This is a genomic window from Rhodoferax sp. P2_H8_2, assembly GCF_056403235.1.
This window is the reverse complement of sequence record NZ_JBFUFW010000003.1, coordinates 572,434-589,526: the sequence shown is the minus strand read 5'-3', so window position 1 is coordinate 589,526 and position 17,093 is coordinate 572,434. Positions and strand designations below refer to the sequence as shown.

The 17,093-nt window shown below is 59.6% G+C and carries 17 protein-coding genes; 4 read left to right on the top strand and 13 right to left on the bottom strand.

Annotation, left to right across the window (positions count from 1 at the left end; translation table 11 throughout):
* From AC1DV6_RS08360 to AC1DV6_RS08315, 10 genes are all read right to left on the bottom strand, one after another.
* Positions 1-809: elongation factor Tu (locus AC1DV6_RS08360; protein WP_477976981.1), on the bottom strand; the 809-nt coding region annotated here is incomplete at its 3' end.
* 168 nt (positions 810-977) lie between these two features.
* A complete protein-coding gene (gene fusA / locus AC1DV6_RS08355; RefSeq protein ID WP_477976979.1) occupies positions 978-3,080 on the bottom strand; it encodes an elongation factor G in 2,103 nt (700 codons plus the stop codon).
* A gap of 105 nt (positions 3,081-3,185) precedes the next feature.
* Positions 3,186-3,659, bottom strand: coding sequence for a 30S ribosomal protein S7 (rpsG, locus tag AC1DV6_RS08350; protein ID WP_105261723.1), 474 nt, complete (start codon positions 3,657-3,659; stop codon positions 3,186-3,188).
* Between the two features lie 179 nt (positions 3,660-3,838).
* Entirely contained in the window at positions 3,839-4,216 is a 378-nt protein-coding gene (gene rpsL / locus AC1DV6_RS08345; RefSeq protein WP_011466063.1) for a 30S ribosomal protein S12, read from the bottom strand.
* A 213-nt stretch (positions 4,217-4,429) separates the two neighbouring features.
* Complete coding sequence (locus tag AC1DV6_RS08340; RefSeq protein WP_477976977.1) at positions 4,430-6,373, bottom strand: bifunctional 2',3'-cyclic-nucleotide 2'-phosphodiesterase/3'-nucleotidase; 1,944 nt, start codon at positions 6,371-6,373, stop codon at positions 4,430-4,432.
* Positions 6,374-6,414: 41 nt separating this feature from the next.
* On the bottom strand, positions 6,415-7,599 hold the full coding sequence (locus AC1DV6_RS08335; protein ID WP_477976975.1) for a D-alanyl-D-alanine carboxypeptidase family protein: 1,185 nt from the start codon (positions 7,597-7,599) through the stop codon (positions 6,415-6,417).
* Between the two features lie 53 nt (positions 7,600-7,652).
* On the bottom strand, positions 7,653-8,288 hold the full coding sequence (locus AC1DV6_RS08330; RefSeq protein ID WP_477976973.1) for an alpha/beta hydrolase: 636 nt from the start codon (positions 8,286-8,288) through the stop codon (positions 7,653-7,655).
* A 69-nt stretch (positions 8,289-8,357) separates the two neighbouring features.
* A complete protein-coding gene (locus AC1DV6_RS08325; RefSeq protein ID WP_477976971.1) occupies positions 8,358-8,732 on the bottom strand; it encodes a (2Fe-2S) ferredoxin domain-containing protein in 375 nt (124 codons plus the stop codon).
* A gap of 9 nt (positions 8,733-8,741) precedes the next feature.
* Positions 8,742-9,836: a VanZ family protein gene (locus AC1DV6_RS08320; protein WP_477976969.1), complete on the bottom strand. Its 1,095-nt coding sequence runs from the start codon at positions 9,834-9,836 to the stop codon at positions 8,742-8,744.
* Positions 9,837-9,859: 23 nt separating this feature from the next.
* A complete protein-coding gene (locus AC1DV6_RS08315) occupies positions 9,860-10,288 on the bottom strand; it encodes a CopD family protein (RefSeq protein ID WP_477976967.1) in 429 nt (142 codons plus the stop codon).
* 478 nt (positions 10,289-10,766) lie between these two features.
* On the opposite strand from AC1DV6_RS08315, the gene hemB reads away from it, so the two are divergent.
* Positions 10,767-11,768 (top strand): porphobilinogen synthase, encoded by a 1,002-nt coding sequence (gene hemB / locus AC1DV6_RS08310; RefSeq protein ID WP_477976965.1) that lies wholly within the window; start codon positions 10,767-10,769, stop codon positions 11,766-11,768.
* Between the two features lie 63 nt (positions 11,769-11,831).
* Entirely contained in the window at positions 11,832-12,953 is a 1,122-nt protein-coding gene (locus AC1DV6_RS08305) for a magnesium transporter CorA family protein (RefSeq protein WP_477976963.1), read from the top strand.
* Here AC1DV6_RS08305 and AC1DV6_RS08300 read toward each other — a convergent pair whose 3' ends face one another.
* The gene (locus AC1DV6_RS08300) at positions 12,954-13,913 is read right to left on the bottom strand and encodes a Bug family tripartite tricarboxylate transporter substrate binding protein (RefSeq protein ID WP_477976961.1); all 960 of its coding nucleotides are present in this window, start codon (positions 13,911-13,913) and stop codon (positions 12,954-12,956) included.
* 14 nt (positions 13,914-13,927) lie between these two features.
* On the bottom strand, positions 13,928-14,674 hold the full coding sequence (locus AC1DV6_RS08295; protein WP_477976959.1) for an MgtC/SapB family protein: 747 nt from the start codon (positions 14,672-14,674) through the stop codon (positions 13,928-13,930).
* A 60-nt stretch (positions 14,675-14,734) separates the two neighbouring features.
* Here AC1DV6_RS08295 and AC1DV6_RS08290 point away from each other — a divergent pair, with 60 nt between their 5' ends.
* Positions 14,735-15,481 carry an SDR family oxidoreductase gene (locus AC1DV6_RS08290; RefSeq protein WP_477976957.1) on the top strand — a complete coding sequence of 249 codons (747 nt, stop codon included), beginning with the start codon at positions 14,735-14,737 and terminating at the stop codon, positions 15,479-15,481.
* A gap of 20 nt (positions 15,482-15,501) precedes the next feature.
* On the opposite strand, the gene AC1DV6_RS08285 is transcribed toward AC1DV6_RS08290, so the two are convergent.
* On the bottom strand, positions 15,502-16,398 hold the full coding sequence (locus AC1DV6_RS08285; RefSeq protein ID WP_477976955.1) for an amidohydrolase family protein: 897 nt from the start codon (positions 16,396-16,398) through the stop codon (positions 15,502-15,504).
* A gap of 61 nt (positions 16,399-16,459) precedes the next feature.
* On the opposite strand from AC1DV6_RS08285, the gene AC1DV6_RS08280 reads away from it, so the two are divergent.
* Positions 16,460-17,092: a MarC family protein gene (locus tag AC1DV6_RS08280; protein WP_477976953.1), complete on the top strand. Its 633-nt coding sequence runs from the start codon at positions 16,460-16,462 to the stop codon at positions 17,090-17,092.
* Position 17,093: the final 1 nt, after the last annotated feature.

Sequence of the window (17,093 nt, the reverse complement as noted above, 5' to 3'; positions counted from 1 at the left end):
TGGTCCAGCAGCTTGCGGAACATTTCCACGCCAGTGCAGGTGGTCTTTTGGGTGTCAGCAATACCGACGATTTCGATTTCTTCGCCGACCTTGACGATACCGCGCTCAACACGGCCAGTCACCACGGTGCCACGGCCAGAGATGGAGAACACGTCTTCCACGGGCATCAGGAACGCGCCGTCAACTGCACGCTCTGGCAGGGGGATGTAGGTGTCCAGTGCGTCAGCCAGCTTCATGATGGCTTCTTCACCCAGAGGACCCTTGTCGCCTTCCATGGCGAGCTTGGCAGAGCCGTGGATGATAGGTGTCTTGTCGCCTGGGAAGTCGTACTTGTCCAGGAGCTCGCGAACTTCCATTTCAACCAGTTCCAGCAGTTCAGCGTCATCGACCATGTCGCATTTGTTCAGGAACACGATGATGTAAGGAACGCCAACCTGGCGGGCCAGCAGGATGTGCTCGCGGGTCTGAGGCATTGGGCCGTCAGCTGCGGAGCAAACCAGGATCGCGCCGTCCATTTGGGCTGCGCCAGTGATCATGTTCTTCACATAGTCAGCGTGGCCGGGGCAGTCAACGTGGGCGTAGTGGCGGTTAGCCGTTTCGTATTCCACGTGGGCGGTGTTGATCGTGATACCGCGTGCTTTTTCTTCAGGAGCTGCGTCGATCTGGTCGTACGCCTTGGCTTGGCCGCCAAACTTGGATGCCAGAACCGTAGTAATAGCCGCTGTCAGCGTGGTCTTGCCGTGGTCAACGTGGCCAATTGTGCCAACGTTCACGTGGGGCTTGGTACGCGTGAATTTTTCTTTACCCATTTTTCAATTCTCCAAAGAGCTAATCCCGTGTATTGGTTTTATGTCTGCACGGTGTTGCTGGTTCGCCCCGCACGGGAAACAGGGCGGCACATCGTCGCAGACAGGGAACTCCGATCAGAAGTGCCCGAGCCAATTCGCTTTGCGAATATGGATCCGGCACACTGAAAATTATTTAGCCCTTGCAGCCATGATGGCTTCAGACACGTTGCGCGGAGCTTCCGCGTAGTGCTTGAATTCCATCGTGTAAGTCGCACGGCCTTGTGACATCGAGCGCAGGCTGGTCGAGTAGCCGAACATTTCGGACAGTGGAACTTCGGCCTTGATAGCCTTGCCGCCACCGATCATGTCGTCCATACCTTGCACCATACCGCGGCGTGAGGACAGGTCGCCCATCACGTTACCGGCGTAGTCTTCAGGCGTTTCAACTTCCACAGCCATCATCGGCTCCAGGATCACGGGGTTGGCCTTGCGGCAACCTTCCTTGAAACCGAAGATAGCGGCCATCTTGAACGCGTTTTCGTTCGAGTCCACATCGTGGTACGAACCGAAAGTCAGCGTGACCTTGACGTCCACCACCGGGTAACCGGCTAGCACGCCCTGGTTCAGCGCTTCGATAACGCCCTTTTCAACCGCAGGGATGTATTCGCGAGGAACCACACCGCCCTTGATCGCATCCACAAAAGTGAAGCCCTTGCCGGTTTCGTTTGGCTCGACGGTCAACACAACGTGACCGTACTGACCCTTACCACCGGACTGACGCACGAACTTGCCTTCGACATCGACCACTTGCTTGCGAATGGTTTCGCGGTAAGCAACTTGGGGCTTGCCCACGTTGGCTTCCACGCCGAATTCGCGCTTCATGCGGTCAACAATAATTTCCAGGTGCAACTCGCCCTGACCACCAATGATGGTCTGGCCAGATTCTTCATCGGTCTGAACACGGAACGATGGATCTTCTGCAGCCAGACGGCTCAAAGCGATACCCATTTTTTCCTGGTCGGCCTTGGTCTTGGGCTCAACAGCCTGACGAATCACCGAGTCAGGGAACACCATGCGCTCCAGCGTAATGATGGCGGATGGATCGCACAGGGTTTCACCTGTGGTGACGTCTTTCAGTCCTACGCAAGCAGCGATGTCGCCGGCGCGGATTTCATCGACTTCTTCACGGTTGTTGGCGTGCATTTGCACGATACGGCCGATACGCTCTTTCTTGCCGCGCACCGCGTTGTAAACGGTGTCGCCCTTCTTCAGAACGCCGGAGTACACGCGCACGAAGGTCAACTGGCCCACGAACGGGTCGGTCATCAGCTTGAATGCCAAAGCAGCAAACTTTTCGCTGTCGTCGGCCTTGCGGGTGATTTCCTTTTCGTCTTCGTCGAAGCCCTTGATGGCCTTCACGTCGAGTGGGGAGGGCATCAGTTCAATCACGGCGTCCAGCATGCGCTGCACACCCTTGTTCTTGAACGCGGTACCGCACAGCATCGGCTGGATTTCGCCAGCAATGGTGCGTGTGCGCAGACCGAGGGTAATTTCCGCTTCAGTCAGGTCACCCTCTTCGAGGTACTTGTTCATCAGCTCTTCGGAGGCTTCAGCAGCAGCTTCCACCATCTTTTCGCGCCATTCTTTGGCGGTAGCCACCAGGTCAGCCGGGATTTCTTCGAAGGTGAACTTCATGCCCTGAGACGCTTCGTCCCAGATGATGGCTTTCATCTTGCGCAGGTCGACCACGCCGGTGAAGTTTTCTTCAGCGCCGATTGGGATCACGACGGGCACAGGGTTGGCCTTCAGGCGCAGCTTCATCTGGTCAACGACTTTGAAGAAGTTGGCGCCAGTACGGTCCATCTTATTCACGAATGCCAGACGTGGCACTTTGTACTTGTTAGCCTGACGCCACACGGTTTCAGACTGAGGCTGCACACCGCCCACAGCGCAATAGACCATGCAAGCACCATCCAGCACGCGCATGGAACGCTCGACTTCAATCGTGAAGTCCACGTGTCCAGGGGTGTCAATGATGTTGATGCGGTGCTCAGGGAAGGACGCGTCCATACCCTTCCAGAAGCAAGTCGTTGCAGCGGAAGTGATCGTGATACCACGCTCTTGCTCTTGCTCCATCCAGTCCATGGTGGCCGCGCCATCGTGCACTTCACCAATTTTGTGGTTCACGCCGGTGTAAAACAAAATACGCTCGGTCGTGGTGGTCTTGCCAGCGTCAATGTGCGCTGAAATACCAATGTTGCGATAGCGCTCAATGGGAGTATTGCGAGCCATGATGGATCCTTGGGTTGTACTTGAATATCAATGAGGCAGGCTGCAATGTCACACGACACTGCAGCCTGGCGGGCGAGGCCTTTGCGGGACCTGCGCCAGTTCCGTTTAGAAGCGGAAGTGAGAGAAAGCCTTGTTGGCTTCTGCCATGCGGTGAACTTCATCACGCTTCTTCATGGCACCGCCACGGCCTTCAGTGGCTTCCAACATTTCGTTGGCCAGACGCTGTGCCATGGACTTTTCACCGCGCTTGCGAGCGGCTTCCTTGATCCAGCGCATGGACAAAGCCAGGCGACGGACGGGACGCACTTCAACGGGCACCTGGTAGTTGGCACCACCCACGCGGCGGGATTTCACTTCCACCATGGGCTTGACGTTGTTGATAGCAACAGTGAAAGCTTCCACCGGGTCTTTATCAGGGTGCTTCTTGGCGATCAGTTCGAGAGCACCGTAAATGATGCGCTCGGCTACAGCCTTCTTGCCGCCTTCCATGATCACGTTCATGAATTTGGACAGCTCTACATTGCCGAACTTTGGATCCGGCAGAATTTCACGTTTAGGGACTTCGCGACGACGTGGCATTTTTTCACCTCTTTGCTTCAGTTGGCTCCCACTTAAGGGCGCCTTGAGAGTTAATCAATAAGACTCTCACTTACTCGACCCAAACAGCGGGTCACTTCGTTTATCTACTGCGCCACGCAGCAAACAAACACCTCTTATTTTTCGGATCCAGAGCCTTGCAGCTATGGGCCCAGGTCAATTTACTTGGCCTTTGGCTTCTTAGCACCGTACTTGGAGCGCGACTGCTTGCGGTCTTTCACGCCTTGCAAATCGAGCGAACCACGGACGATGTGGTAACGCACACCGGGCAAGTCCTTGACACGACCGCCGCGAACCAGCACTACGCTGTGTTCCTGCAGGTTGTGGCCTTCACCGCCGATGTAGGAAATGACTTCAAAACCGTTGGTCAGGCGCACTTTGGCGACTTTACGCAGAGCGGAATTGGGCTTTTTAGGCGTTGTGGTGTACACACGAGTGCAAACACCGCGACGCTGCGGAGAGTTCTGCATAGCAGGGCTCTTCGACTTGATGGTCTCGACCTCACGGCCTTGACGCACGAGCTGGTTAATGGTTGGCATTGAAAACGTCCCTAAACGTTTGAAATATTACGAAAACGTGAATCTCTTCGGAATTTCCGAAAAGCCTTCTAATGTATCAGATCGAGGGTTTCCCCGCAAGGGGTGTTGCCCCCACGCTCCACCGCTTCGCGGGTCGCTGCCCCCCAAGGGGGCTAATTTGCCTTGGGGCGGCCCGGCGGCAAATTGCCTGTCGCCCCGACTGGGAAATTGGGGTCAGTGTGCCAGCTCGTACAGTGCCGAGCCGTCGCCGTTGTCTTTTACCAGGCGAATCTGGGAATGGTTGCTCAGGTACTTGGCGCCATCGGCACCCGACAGGAAAGTCATGCGAACCCCAGCCACCGGCAAAACGCGCCAATTGCCGTCCGCCGACGGGTTGACCTGTTTGTTGGCGGACAGCTTGTCCATCATGCGCAGGTATTCGATCAGGACCTGGCGGTTTTCTTCCGGGGCTTCATAAACCACCTTGGTCGCATTCAGACCCGGGAAAGTGCCACCACCGAAGGCGCGGTAGTTGTTAGTGGCCACTATGAATTTGGCATCACCCTGCACCAGCACGCCCTGGTATTTCAGGTTTTTCACCCGGTTTGCCGTGGGGGCCACCAGCGCGCCCAAGACGCTGTACTTGGCAGGTTGCGTCACATCCAGCTCGTAGGTCAGGCCGTCAATCGTGTCAAAGTTGTAGGAACGGAACGATTCATTCAGCAAAGCCTGCTGCGCCGGGCCCTGCGGGTTGATCTGGTTGTATTGGCCGGCGGACATCTCAATCCACTCGCGTACCTCGTTGCCCGTCAGCAGCATGGCTTTGAGCGTATTCGGGTACATGTACAGATCGGCAACGTTCTTGATGGCCAGTGGGCCAGCGGGAATGTCCGTGTAATAAGTCCAGCCCTGGCGCCCGCCCGTCTTGAATGGGGCGGCGGCCGACAGCACTGGGTATTTGGCGTATTCCGTGCCCTGCAAGGCGCGCTGGGTGTAAACGATTTGCGCGTTCGCCACGATCTGTACCGACGGGTCATCGGCCACCTGTGCGAAATAGCTGTAGATAGGCGCGCTGCTGAAAGCCACCTTGTTGCGCACGTATTCCAAAGCTTTGGCGTGCACATCGCCCAGAATCTTTTCGACCATGGGGTCAGCCGCGGCAACCGACTTTTGCGTCGTGCGGTCAAAGATCGGGCGCAGCGTCGCCTTGCGGTCCACGATGCGCCACTTTCCATTCGTTTCGTCCAGCGTGAAGTCGATCACTCCCAGGTGGTCGCCCCAGCGGCCGGGCATCACCGCCGCCACGCCGTTGATGGTGCCGCGCTCTACGTCGACCTTGGGGAAGTTCGCGAAGAATTTGCCGGGGAATTCACCGTGGGAGTGGCCAAACAGGATGGCGTCAATACCCTCCACTTCGGCCAACGGGCCCACCATGTTTTCGCCCATCAATGGGGTTGGCGCTGTCGTCAGGCCCGCATGCGGGATAGCGACGATCAGTTGCGCGCCTTGCGCGCGCATCAGCGGCACGTATTTCTTGGCGGTTTCCACGATGTCCTGCACCACCACCTGGCCTTCCAGATTGGATTTGTCCCACATCAGGATTTGCGGCGGCACAAAGCCAATGACACCAATCTTGATCGCATGCATCTTTCCATTGGCATCCACTAGCTTGCGATCCAGCAGCACATAAGGCGTGAACGCGTTTTTAGCGTTGGGCTGGTCCTTGTTCTTATCGTCGAAATAGACGTTGGCGTTGACGTAGGGGAAGTTGGCGCCCTTGATCGCACGGCGCAGGAACGGCAGGCCGTAGTTGAAGTCGTGGTTGCCGATGTTGGCGGCGTCGTAGCCCAGCGCATTCATCAGCTGATACGCCGGATGGACTTCACCATCCTTGAGCGGGCGCACCTTGGCCACGTAGTCGCCCAGCGGGTTGCCTTGCAGCAGATCGCCGTTGTCAAACAGCAGGTTGTTGGGCGCTTCCGCGCGCGCCGCCTTGATCAACGTAACCGTGCGAGCCAGGCCGTACTGGTCGGTGACTTTGTCCTGGTAGTAGTCGTAGTCCAGCAAATTCATGTGCAGATCGGTGGTCTCCATGATGCGCAGGCGCACCTCGGTAGCCTGGGCGGCGCCCGCCAGTGCCAATACCGCGCAACTACTTGCCAACCAAAACTTGTTCATGCCGATCTCCAGTACGTTCACTCAAATATGTGGCAATTTGCCTAACGAATCCAAAGGCGAATGGCATCCCAAGCGCGTCCGAAGATGCCTGCCTGGTCTACCGATTCCAACGCCACCAGTGGCGCCTCGGCCACGGTCTTGTCACCGGACAATACGCGCAAAGTGGCTATCTTCTGGCCCTTTACAAAAGGCGCCACCAACGGATCGGCGCGCACCACCTGCGTGCTCAACTTGCCGCCACTGCCTGCAGGCACTGCCACCACGATGGGGCTGAAACTGCCCAGCTTGACGGTAGACGCCGAGCCCTTCCAGACGTTGGGCGTAGCCACGGCCTGATTCGCATCAAACAGCTTGACAGGTTCGAACGCGGTGTAGCCCCAGTTCAGCAACTTTTGCGACTCATTGGCGCGGGAGATTTCACTGTCAGCGCCCAGGATGATGGACAGCAGGCGGCGGCCGGAATTGGGGGCAGCGGTTGCGCCCGGTGCAGTGGCTTGGTTCAAGCCGGGGTAATCGCGTCGCGCGGTGGCGACCATGCAATAGCCCGCAGCATCGGTGTGGCCCGTCTTGAGTCCGTCCACTGTCGGATCGCGGAACAGCAGCAAGTTGCGGTTGGTGTCATTCGCGGCCGGAGTACCCGGGTAACGGTATTTTTTCAGTGAGTAAACACCCACGTATTCCGGGAAATCTGCCATCAGGCGCGAGGCCAGGATGCTCAGGTCGCGCGCGGTGGTGGTGTGGCCGGCCTCGGTCAGTCCTTCGGGGTTTTTGTAGCCCGTGGCTTTCATGCCCAGCAGCTTGGCCTGCGCATTCATCATTTCGACGAAACGCTCAGCCGTGCCACCCACGCCTTCAGCCAGCGCCATCGTGGCGTCATTGCCCGATTGAACGATCATGCCCTTGATCAGGTCCTCCACCGGCACCTGCATCTTGGGGTCGATGAACATGCGCGAGCCGGGCATTTTCCAGGCGCGTTCGCTGACGGGCAGCGTCTGCTTCATGTCCAGTTTTTTGGATTTCAGCGCATCAAACACCAGATAGGCCGACATCAGCTTGGTCAGCGATGCGGGCTCCAGCGGCGCGTCAATGTCTTTGGCGGCAAGGATCTGATTGGCGGTGACGTCCAGCAGCAGATACGAGCGCGCGGCGATTTCCGGTGGCTGCACGGTTTGTGCCGATACGGCGAAGCAGAAGGTGGCCACAAGGGCAGCGAACAGGGATTTCATGGATTCGGATGGGGCGACCCACCACAGGGCTGGCGGGTCAGATTGGAAAGGCTTCAGGAAATGGGCTGGTCCAAGTGGCGAACCACCAAACCGCGCAAAAGGGGCAATTGTCCATGAAAGAAATGCCCCACCCCCGGAACAACCGTAACGGGGAGTGACTGCGGCCGCGCCCAGGCCATCACATCCGCCAGCGGAACCGTGTCGTCGGTCTCGCCGTGGATCACCAATGTGCGGTCATGCAGTTCGGCCGGGACAGGCGCTACTTCGAAGCGCGTGGCCGCTGTGCCAACCAGCACAACCCGCTCCAGCGAACGGGACGCATGCAACGCGGCGATAGCGTGACTGGTGACAAACGCGCCAAAGGAAAACCCGGCGAGCACCAACGGTCCGTCTGATGCATGCTTTGCCACGACGGCCAACAAATCCTGCAGCTCGCCTTTACCTGCATCGTGCGTACCGCTGCTTCCGCCAACTCCGCGGAAGTTAAACCGTACCGCACGCCAGCCGCTCATCACACAAGCCCGGGCCAGCGTCTGCACCACCTTGTTGTCCATCGTGCCGCCAAACAGCGGGTGCGGATGGGCGATCACGGCCACGCCACGCAACGCCACATCCACCGGCTCATCGATCAACAACTCGATGTCACCGACCGGGCCGGCAATGGTGGAGCGCTGGGTTTGGGAGTTCACGATTGCTATTAAATTAGTAGCTGCTCACGCCTCTAATACGGGCTTAAACAGCATTTTTATGCCTGAAATCTAGCGCCCCAGATGGGCCGGACAAACCAGCCGCTCCACGACTTTGCCGTTCTTCAGGTGGGACTCAACGATCTCTTCAATGTCCGTCTGGTCCACATAGGTGTACCAGACAGCTTCGGGGTACACCACCGCGACCGGGCCCGCCGCGCAGCGGTCCATGCAGCCCGCCTTGTTGACGCGCACCTGGCCTGGGCCCGCCAGTCCGGCGGTCTTGACCAGCTTCTTGCAATGGTCAAACGCCTCTTGCGCCTGGTGCTGGGCACAGCATTCTTCGCCGTTCTTGCGCTCGTTCAGGCAAAAGAAAATGTGGCGTTCAAAGTAGGAAGGCGCGGGCGAAGAAACGGAGGGGAGGGGAGGCGTGCTGCTGGTGGTCATGCTGCGATTCTAGTTTTGCGACTCGCGCCGTCCGATCTGGCCAAACACATACACACTGGCCGCGTAGGGCCACAGCCAGCCCAGCCACTGCGACAGGCCATTGAAACGAATGAACCGGCCCTGCTCCCACTGCTGCAGCGTCTGCGCGAAATACGGGCTCTCGGGAGCCTGGTTCAGCAGACTCAAATACACGCCCAGCGCCAGCAACACCAGCCCCGCCGCCACGCGCCACGGCAAGACAGACATTGCCAACGCAATCAACACCGCAGCCGCCATGCCGACCTGCGCCGGGGCATCAAACCAGGCCCAGGCATGCGCGGGGCCCCAGGTCAGCGCCGCCGACAACGACGTTGCCGCCGTGCCCGCCAGCACCACGAGCGCCACCAACATCACCCTTCGCGCCGGCCTGCGCACGACGCAAAACCCGACCAGGCAGGGAATCACCAGCCCCAGCGCCACGCACAGCATTTCCGACGCTGGCACGAGGGGATGCAGGCTGGGCGCACCCGCGGGCAACCAGCTTGCCATGGCGCTGTCTTCCAGTTGCTCGGACAGCGCGCCTACCAGCCGCTCCAGCACCTGGCCCAAACCAAAAGGAACAGATGCAGGAAACAGCAGCGCCAACGGCCAAGTCGCCAACAACACTATGCCGCCGCGCGATGGCTCTACGAACCAGCGGCTGCGAATCACGCTCCAGCGGTTGATCGCACCCAGTCGCTCCAGCATCAGCGTAAACACTGCGCCCAGCCAGGCACCGGCTGCATTCAACAAAAAGTCTTCCCGCGATGGGACACGCGATGGCAAGTAGCTCTGCGCCGACTCCATGCACAGAGACAACAACGCAGCCAGCACCAAGGCCTTGTAAACCGGGTGCTTTGAGCGGCTACTGCGCAACAACGCCAGCGCCAGCAAGCCGCCCATTGGCATATAGCCGACCATGTTGATGGCAACGTCAAATCCGGTCCAGTAATGGGAAATGGGGGCCCACAAAAATCCCCATGGCGCAATGCCTTGGTCACGCCAGTCAGCAAACGGGTACAGGCTGGCATACACCACCAACACGGCATAGATGGCGGCCAATGGCCAGGCGGTGGTTTTGTGCATGCCTGGCTTCTACCGGTACACCGTCAGAACGGTTTGACCACCACCAGAATGACCGCGGCCACCAGCATGAACACTGGCGCTTCGTTGAACCAGCGAAACCACACATGGCTGCGCTGCATGGTGCCGGCCACAAACTTGCGCAGGATGGATGCGCAGGCATGGTGGTAGCCGATCACCGCAACCACAATCCCCAGCTTCGCATGCATCCAGCCGTTGCCCGGGCCACGGCCAATGCCGTAATACAGCCACAAGCACAGGCCTAAAACTACGGCGGGTACCGCCAGCATCGTCGTGAATTTCAGCAGCTTTTTCGCCATCAGCAGCAGGCGGGCACGTTCGGCGTCTGAGCCCTCTGGGACCATCGCTAAATTGACAAATATCCGAGGCAAATAGAACAGGCCGGCGAACCAGCTGGCGACGAAGACGATGTGAAAGGCTTTGATCCAGAGCATCTGGAAAGTGTAGTCTTTAGTGAGTGCTTGTTGGGTAATCGCCCGCCGACGGCACGGGGTGAGCCCAAAGCGAATGTCCTCCGGGCTTCGCCCTCCCCCTTGATTTCGCAATGGACTCACCCCGCACCATCCGCTTGAATTTTGCTTGCCCACAGCAGCGCGTAACTATCCGGGATTGGATGGGGCGGATGTTTTGCGCAGGTCAAGGAGGAGCCCGCGCAGCGGGCGGGGGACACGGAGCAAAACATCCGCCCCATCCAATCCAGCGCCGGGAATGTCTTCCGGCTATTCCTCATAGGTCCGAAATGACCAAAAAAAACCCCAGCACGTGGGCTGGGGTGGTAAGCCTATTTGCTGTCACACATCAAGGCCCCGCTCAGGGAGGAAAAGCGGGAGGTAGCAAGCTACCCGGGGTCAAATTTACCAAAAAACAGGGGTGCTGGCAAGCCGCTGGCCGGATTCAGGCACAATTTTCCCCATGACGCCCTATGCACCATTTCCGGCCGGTCGGCCCCGTCGCCTGCGGCGCGACAGCTTTACACGCAACCTCGTACGTGAGAACACACTTACCGCGCACGACCTGATTTATCCAGTCTTTGTCGTCGAAGGCTCGGGGCAACGCGTGCCGATTGCGTCCATGCCCGGCGTCGAACGGCTGAGCCTGGATTTGCTGCTGCCGGTCGCCGAGCAGTGTGTAAAGCTGGGTATTCCGGTGATGGCGCTGTTCCCGGTGATAGACCAGTCGCTGAAAACCTACGACGGCAAGGAAGCGCTGAATCCGGACGGTCTGGTGCCGCGGGTGGTGCGGGCGTTGAAGAAAGAATTTCCTGATTTGGGCGTGATGACCGACGTCGCGCTGGACCCTTTCACCAGCCACGGCCAGGACGGTCTGCCGGATGACGATGGCTACATCCTGAACGACGAAACGCTGGCTGTGCTGGTGCAGCAGGCGTTGACACAGGCCCGTGCAGGCGTAGACATCGTTGCGCCCAGCGACATGATGGACGGCCGCATTGGCGCCATCCGCGCTGCGCTGGAGGCCGAGAAGCTGATTCACACCCGCATCATGGCTTACAGCGCCAAATACGCGTCTGCCTTTTATGGCCCGTTCCGCGACGCGGTGGGCTCGGCGGGCAACCTCGGCAAGAGCAACAAAAAGGTCTACCAGATGGACCCGGCCAACACCGATGAAGCACTGCGCGAAGTGGCGATGGACATTGCCGAGGGCGCGGACATGGTGATGGTCAAGCCCGGCATGCCGTATCTGGACGTGGTGCGCCGCGTGAAAGACGAGTTCCGCATCCCCACGTTTGCCTACCAGGTGTCGGGCGAATACGCGATGTTGAAGGCCGCCGCACAAAACGGCTGGCTGGACCACGACGCAGTGATGATGGAGAGTTTGCTGGCTTTCAAGCGTGCAGGCGCCGACGGCATACTCACTTACTTCGCCATTGACGCCGCCAGAATGCTACAAAAATAGTAGCTGCTTACGCACATTCCACGGGCATCCGAGGCACTTTTTACTCCAATTTACCCCCCGCACATGCGCATTTTCCAGATCAACGGCTCCAGTGTTTCGGAAAGTCAGGAGCTTGCGGGCCTGATCGGGGCTGGCATGCCCGACCAAGGCTACGTCTGGATCGCTTGCGCCCGCCGCGAGTTCGAGGTCATGCAGGCCCAAGTTCAGTCTGCGCTGCAGCAGCTATGCGGCTTTCAGTTGGTTGATCTGCATATCTCCGACCTGCTGAACAACCAGTTGCCTTCGCATTACGACTACACCTCGCAATACGACGTGCTGGTGTTTCGCCGCCTGGCCGCTGGACATAGCGCAACGGACCTGGCACAACCCGGCGAACCTTTGCACCAGGCGCCACAGCGCGGCGGCCCGCCGATCTTGCGGCGCATTGACACCAGCCCCGTCGGGTTTGCCGTGTTCGACCGCGTGCTGCTGACCGTGCACCCCACCGACTGCGCCGTGCGCGATGCCTATGCCGCCAAACTGCTGCAAGCCACCAGCGCCGAGTCGCGCGCCGCGGGTGCGCGCTTGCCGACCAGCCCGGCAGATTTGATGCTGCGCGTGGTGAATCAAATGGTGGACGGCTTCCTGGAACTGCGCCGTGAGCTGACGCACCAGTTGGACCACTGGCAGTCAGAACTGCTGAATCCGCGCGCCCGCTTTACCAACTGGGGTTCGCTCCTGGACGCACGCCTCTCGCTGCATTACCTGGACGAGGTCTGCGAAGACCAGCGCGCTGCCATTCAGGACTGGACCGAAGCATTGAAGACCTGGCCCGATCCAGACACGCCCTCTGGCCAGCGCGAGCGCGACCTGCTGCAGGTGCGCAGCCGCGACGTACTGGAGCACATCGAGCGTGTGGTGCACCACGTGCGCCGCCTGGAGCAGAGCGTAGAGACCGCGGTGCAAATGCACTTCAGCGTGCAAGGCAGCCGCACCAACGAGATCATGCGCACGCTCACCGTGTTGACTGCGATCTTCCTGCCCCTGAACCTGATCGCCGGCATCTTCGGCATGAACTTCGAATTCATTCCGCTACTGCATGTGGCCGGAGGTTTCTGGTGGGCACTGGCCACGATGGCCTTTACCGCGATCGGGCTGGCGCTGTTTTTCTGGCGGAAAAGGTATTTGGCGCGGTCAGAGCGCTGATTACTGCACCACAAAACCGCTGGCTTTGATGATCTTGGCCCATGTCTGCGTGTAGGCCTGTTCCCGCACCGCAAGCTGCTGTGACGACATGAAGCCCACGCTAAGACCCATCGCAGTAAGGCGCTCTTTCACTTCGGGCAACGCCAGCACCTTGGCAAGCGCTTCCGAAAACTTGTCGATCGCAGCCTTGGGTGTGCCTGCGGGCGCGAAGATGCCGTAGTACGGCAGGTCTTCAAAGCCGGCCAGACCCAACTCCGCAAACGTGGGCACATCGGGCAGGATGGCCTGGCGGGTGGCGCCCATCACAGCGACGACGCGGATTTTTCCGGCCTTGTGGTTTTCAATGAAGTCGGGCACGGAGCCGGTACCAGCATGTATCTGGTTGCCCAGCATGTCTCCGATCATCGGCGCGCTGCCGCGGTAAGGCGCGGCCTGCAAGTCCAGGCCATACTTCTGGCCCACCACTTTCACCAGAAACTCCGGCACTGACGCGGGCGCTGGCACCCCTACCGTGTCTTTGCCTGCGCTTTGCCCTTTGACCCAGGCCACGTATTCAGCGACGGACTTTGCCGGTTTTCCGCCAGACAAGGCCAGCGCATTCACAAAGGTGGCGAAGCCGGCCACAGGCACGAAGTCTCGCGCGGGATCAAAACCCGGGTTTTTCATGACCTGCGGCAGGATGGAGATGGTGTGGTCATGCGACAGGAACAGCGTGTTGCCATCGGGCACGGCAACCTTGAGCAACTGCGCCGCAATCTGACCGCCCGCGCCTGCCTTGTTTTCAACCAACACTGGAACGCCCAGCTGATCTTTCAGCTTGTCGGCCAGCGTGCGCGCTATTGCGTCGGTGCCGCCACCTGCAGGAAAGCCGACCAGCAGATGCACAGGTGTGCCCTGTGCGTAGGCCCAATTGCCAACGAGCAGAGCGCCCCATACCAAGGCTTTACGAAACACGACCATGCACAAACTCCTGATTAATTGCGGGCGTAACCCAACTGGAAGCCGCACACACCGGGAATTTTTCCGAGCGCTGCCGCAAACTCTGACAAAGGCCCGGTGGCATTGCGGCTCAGTGCAACGGCAATGAAATTCCAGTTGCGATTGTGGTTCTCCATGGAAATGGTGATGGAGCTGCTGGCCACGACATAGCCATGCTTTAACGCAATGGCGCGCAAATCGGCCTCGGAAGGTTCCACGCCGTCACCAAAACTCAGGGTCACCGCCACCGCATGACGCAAGGGCAGTTTGGCCTCGAGCTTGGATACCAGCACCATGCAAATCGCGCACAACAGCGCCAGCGACATCGCGGCAATGAACAGGCCCACGCCCACCAGGATGCCAATTACCGACACTGTCCAAATGGATGCAGCGGTGGTCAGTCCGCTGATAGTGAAACCTTCCTTCATGATGACACCGGCGCACAGGAAGCCGATGCCGGTGAGCACGCCTTGCACGACACGGGACAGGTCTGCGGTCGAGAAGGTCGTCGTGGCATTACCGCCGTACCAGAAATGCGCGTAGCCGCCAATCACGGTGACCGCGGCCGTGGCCATGCAGACCAGTCCGAACGTCCGCATACCAGCGGCGCGACCATGGTAGGTGCGCTCATAGCCCACTAACAAGCCCAATATGAATGCGCCCAACAGGTGCAGCATCACCAGGACATTGGCCGCGATCATCGGGCCGGACCAATATGCGGCGAAGGTGTCAAGGGTCAGCATGGGGCAAAGATACTGCATAAGCGCGCGCGGCGCTACTATTGCAAGCACCTAGGAAAAGCCATGCAACCCATCCTTTTGATCACCGGCGCATCACGCGGCATTGGCGCGGCCACCGCCCTCTCTGCCGCTTCTGCGGGCTATGCCGTCGCGGTGAACTACGCCAACAACTCGCTGGCCGCCGACGAAGTGGTGCGCCAGATCCGCGCACAAGGCGGCAACGCCATCACCGTGCAGGCCGATGTGGCGTACGAAGAGCAGGTGCTGGCCATGTTCGCCAAGATCGATGCCAAGCTGGGGCGGATTACGGCCCTGGTCAACAACGCTGGCGTGGTGGACCAGGCCAGCCGGGTCGACGCGATGGATGTGGCACGCCTGCGCCGCATGCTGGACACCAATGTGCTTGGCAGCTTTGTCTGCGCACGCGAGGCGGTGCGCCGCATGAGCACGCTGCATGGCGGCGCGGGTGGCGCCATTGTCAACGTCTCGAGCGCGGCCTCTCGCATCGGTAGCCCCGGTCAGTACGTGGACTACGCCGCCAGCAAAGGCGCAATCGACACGTTTACGCTGGGACTGTCCAAGGAGGTGGCGGCAGAGGGCATTCGGGTCAACGCAGTACGCCCTGGCGTCATTGACACCGAGATCCATGCATCTGGCGGACAGCCCGAACGGGCGCAGAAGCTGGCATCTCAAATTCCGATGCAGCGCCCCGGCACGGCACAGGAAGTGGCGAATGCCATTCTCTGGCTACTTGGCAACGAATCCGCGTATTGCACCGGCACAATTTTGGATGTGGCGGGAGGGAGATAAGCTCCTCCGCTACGCGATATTCACTCCAGCCCGAACAGGCGAGCGCCATTGCCCCAGGCAATATTGCGGGCCACATCGGGCGGCAAATCACCCAGCCAGGCGCGGTACTCGCTAAACGTTTCGCCGTAGTACTGCCAGCGCTGGTTGACCCAGGTGTCAGACCCGAGCAAAAAACGCGTCGGGTAGTCCAGCAGCAAAGCACGCCACTCAGGGCACAAACGGGCTTGGCCGTTGGCAAGCGGACACACCAACCCGGGCCGGTAGGACAGCTCACCCACCAGCAAGGGGTATTTGTCGAGCAAGGCGCGCACGCGCTGCACCGGTGCGCCGCCGATGCCCGTGTGGGCCCAGATCAGTTGCACCATTTGACCGCGCGATGAAGTGGGTTCCAGCAGACCATCGATCGCCACGTCGTCCACATGCGCCAGCACGACCAGCCTGCGCTGCTCCGCCAAAGCCATCAGCTTGCGCGCCACTGGCCCTGCCGCGTTGGCGCTGTCGTACAGATGGAATTCACCCAGCCCCCGGTACGGTCCTGCAGCGGTACCACGCGCCAGCTCGGACAAAACCATGTCGTAAATGGACTCGTCGCGAAACCAGTTGTCATAGTCATCCCGGTTGCGGTACAGGCGGACAAAGGGAATCACCGTCACACCAGCCGCGCGGGTTTGTTCTTTCGCTTCCGCCAGTCCGCGTGTGCCATCGTTGGGACGGGAATTGGCGACGATAGCGCGCACGCCACTGCGCTGCATGCGGGACAGCACATCGGGAATGGGGTGCGGCACCTGGGCTTCAACGTTGTAGTGCAAGTGGGCGTCGAAGACAGGCCCGGCGTAATCTGCCGCTGCAACCCAGCCAGTCGCCAGCGCCGCGCCCAGAGCCACACACCCCGCACCAAGCCTGCTTTGGACAAACATTGCGCTACTCCTGTATCAAAAACCGGTCGGCAAAAGCCCCGGGTACCGGCACAATAGCACCATGGACCTCAAACCGCTGATCACGCTGCTGGCCATCGTCAACCCGCTGGCGATCGTCCCTTTTTTCATCCACTACACGCAAGGCTTCTCGAAGGAGCAATTGCGCAATACGGTGTGGGTGTCGTCGTGCAGCACCTTTGTTGTGATTGCGGTCAGCGCGCTGCTGGGTCTGCAAATTTTGGAGTTTTTCAGCATCTCGTTGGCCAGCTTTCAGGTGGGTGGCGGCATGCTGTTGCTATCCAGCGCGTTGAACATGCTCAACGCGCAACCCGCAGAAGCCAAAACCCAGACCCATGATCTGGAAGATGGCGCCGAGAAGGCCGCCAAGGGCGCCAGCATTGCGGTAGTGCCCCTGACTATCCCGTTGCTCACAGGTCCGGCCACGATGTCTACCGTGGTGATTTATGCCGACAAGGCCAAGACCTTTTTGCAACTGGGCACGCTGATCGGTTACGGCCTGGTAATTGCCGCCGCCACCGCCATCTGTTTCTCGCTGGCCGACCCGATTGCGCGTGTGCTGGGTAAGACCGGCATCAATGTGATGACGCGGCTGATGGGCCTGATACTGGCGGCACTGGCGGTAGAAGTGATGTCCGACGGGCTGACCAAGCTGTTTCCGGTGCTGGCGCACTGAG

Bases quoted from the DNA above. Each gene is read 5' to 3' on its own strand.
- fusA (WP_477976979.1), bottom strand. From the start codon at position 3,080: ATGGCTCGCAATACTCCCATTGAGCGCTATCGCAACATTGGTATTTCA.
- rpsG (WP_105261723.1), bottom strand. From the start codon at position 3,659: ATGCCACGTCGTCGCGAAGTCCCTAAACGTGAAATTCTGCCGGATCCA.
- rpsL (WP_011466063.1), bottom strand. From the start codon at position 4,216: ATGCCAACCATTAACCAGCTCGTGCGTCAAGGCCGTGAGGTCGAGACC.
- AC1DV6_RS08340 (WP_477976977.1), bottom strand. From the start codon at position 6,373: ATGAACAAGTTTTGGTTGGCAAGTAGTTGCGCGGTATTGGCACTGGCG.
- AC1DV6_RS08335 (WP_477976975.1), bottom strand. From the start codon at position 7,599: ATGAAATCCCTGTTCGCTGCCCTTGTGGCCACCTTCTGCTTCGCCGTA.
- AC1DV6_RS08325 (WP_477976971.1), bottom strand. From the start codon at position 8,732: ATGACCACCAGCAGCACGCCTCCCCTCCCCTCCGTTTCTTCGCCCGCG.
- AC1DV6_RS08320 (WP_477976969.1), bottom strand. From the start codon at position 9,836: ATGCACAAAACCACCGCCTGGCCATTGGCCGCCATCTATGCCGTGTTG.
- AC1DV6_RS08315 (WP_477976967.1), bottom strand. From the start codon at position 10,288: ATGCTCTGGATCAAAGCCTTTCACATCGTCTTCGTCGCCAGCTGGTTC.
- hemB (WP_477976965.1), top strand. From the start codon at position 10,767: ATGACGCCCTATGCACCATTTCCGGCCGGTCGGCCCCGTCGCCTGCGG.
- AC1DV6_RS08305 (WP_477976963.1), top strand. From the start codon at position 11,832: ATGCGCATTTTCCAGATCAACGGCTCCAGTGTTTCGGAAAGTCAGGAG.
- AC1DV6_RS08300 (WP_477976961.1), bottom strand. From the start codon at position 13,913: ATGGTCGTGTTTCGTAAAGCCTTGGTATGGGGCGCTCTGCTCGTTGGC.
- AC1DV6_RS08295 (WP_477976959.1), bottom strand. From the start codon at position 14,674: ATGCTGACCCTTGACACCTTCGCCGCATATTGGTCCGGCCCGATGATC.
- AC1DV6_RS08290 (WP_477976957.1), top strand. From the start codon at position 14,735: ATGCAACCCATCCTTTTGATCACCGGCGCATCACGCGGCATTGGCGCG.
- AC1DV6_RS08285 (WP_477976955.1), bottom strand. From the start codon at position 16,398: ATGTTTGTCCAAAGCAGGCTTGGTGCGGGGTGTGTGGCTCTGGGCGCG.
- AC1DV6_RS08280 (WP_477976953.1), top strand. From the start codon at position 16,460: ATGGACCTCAAACCGCTGATCACGCTGCTGGCCATCGTCAACCCGCTG.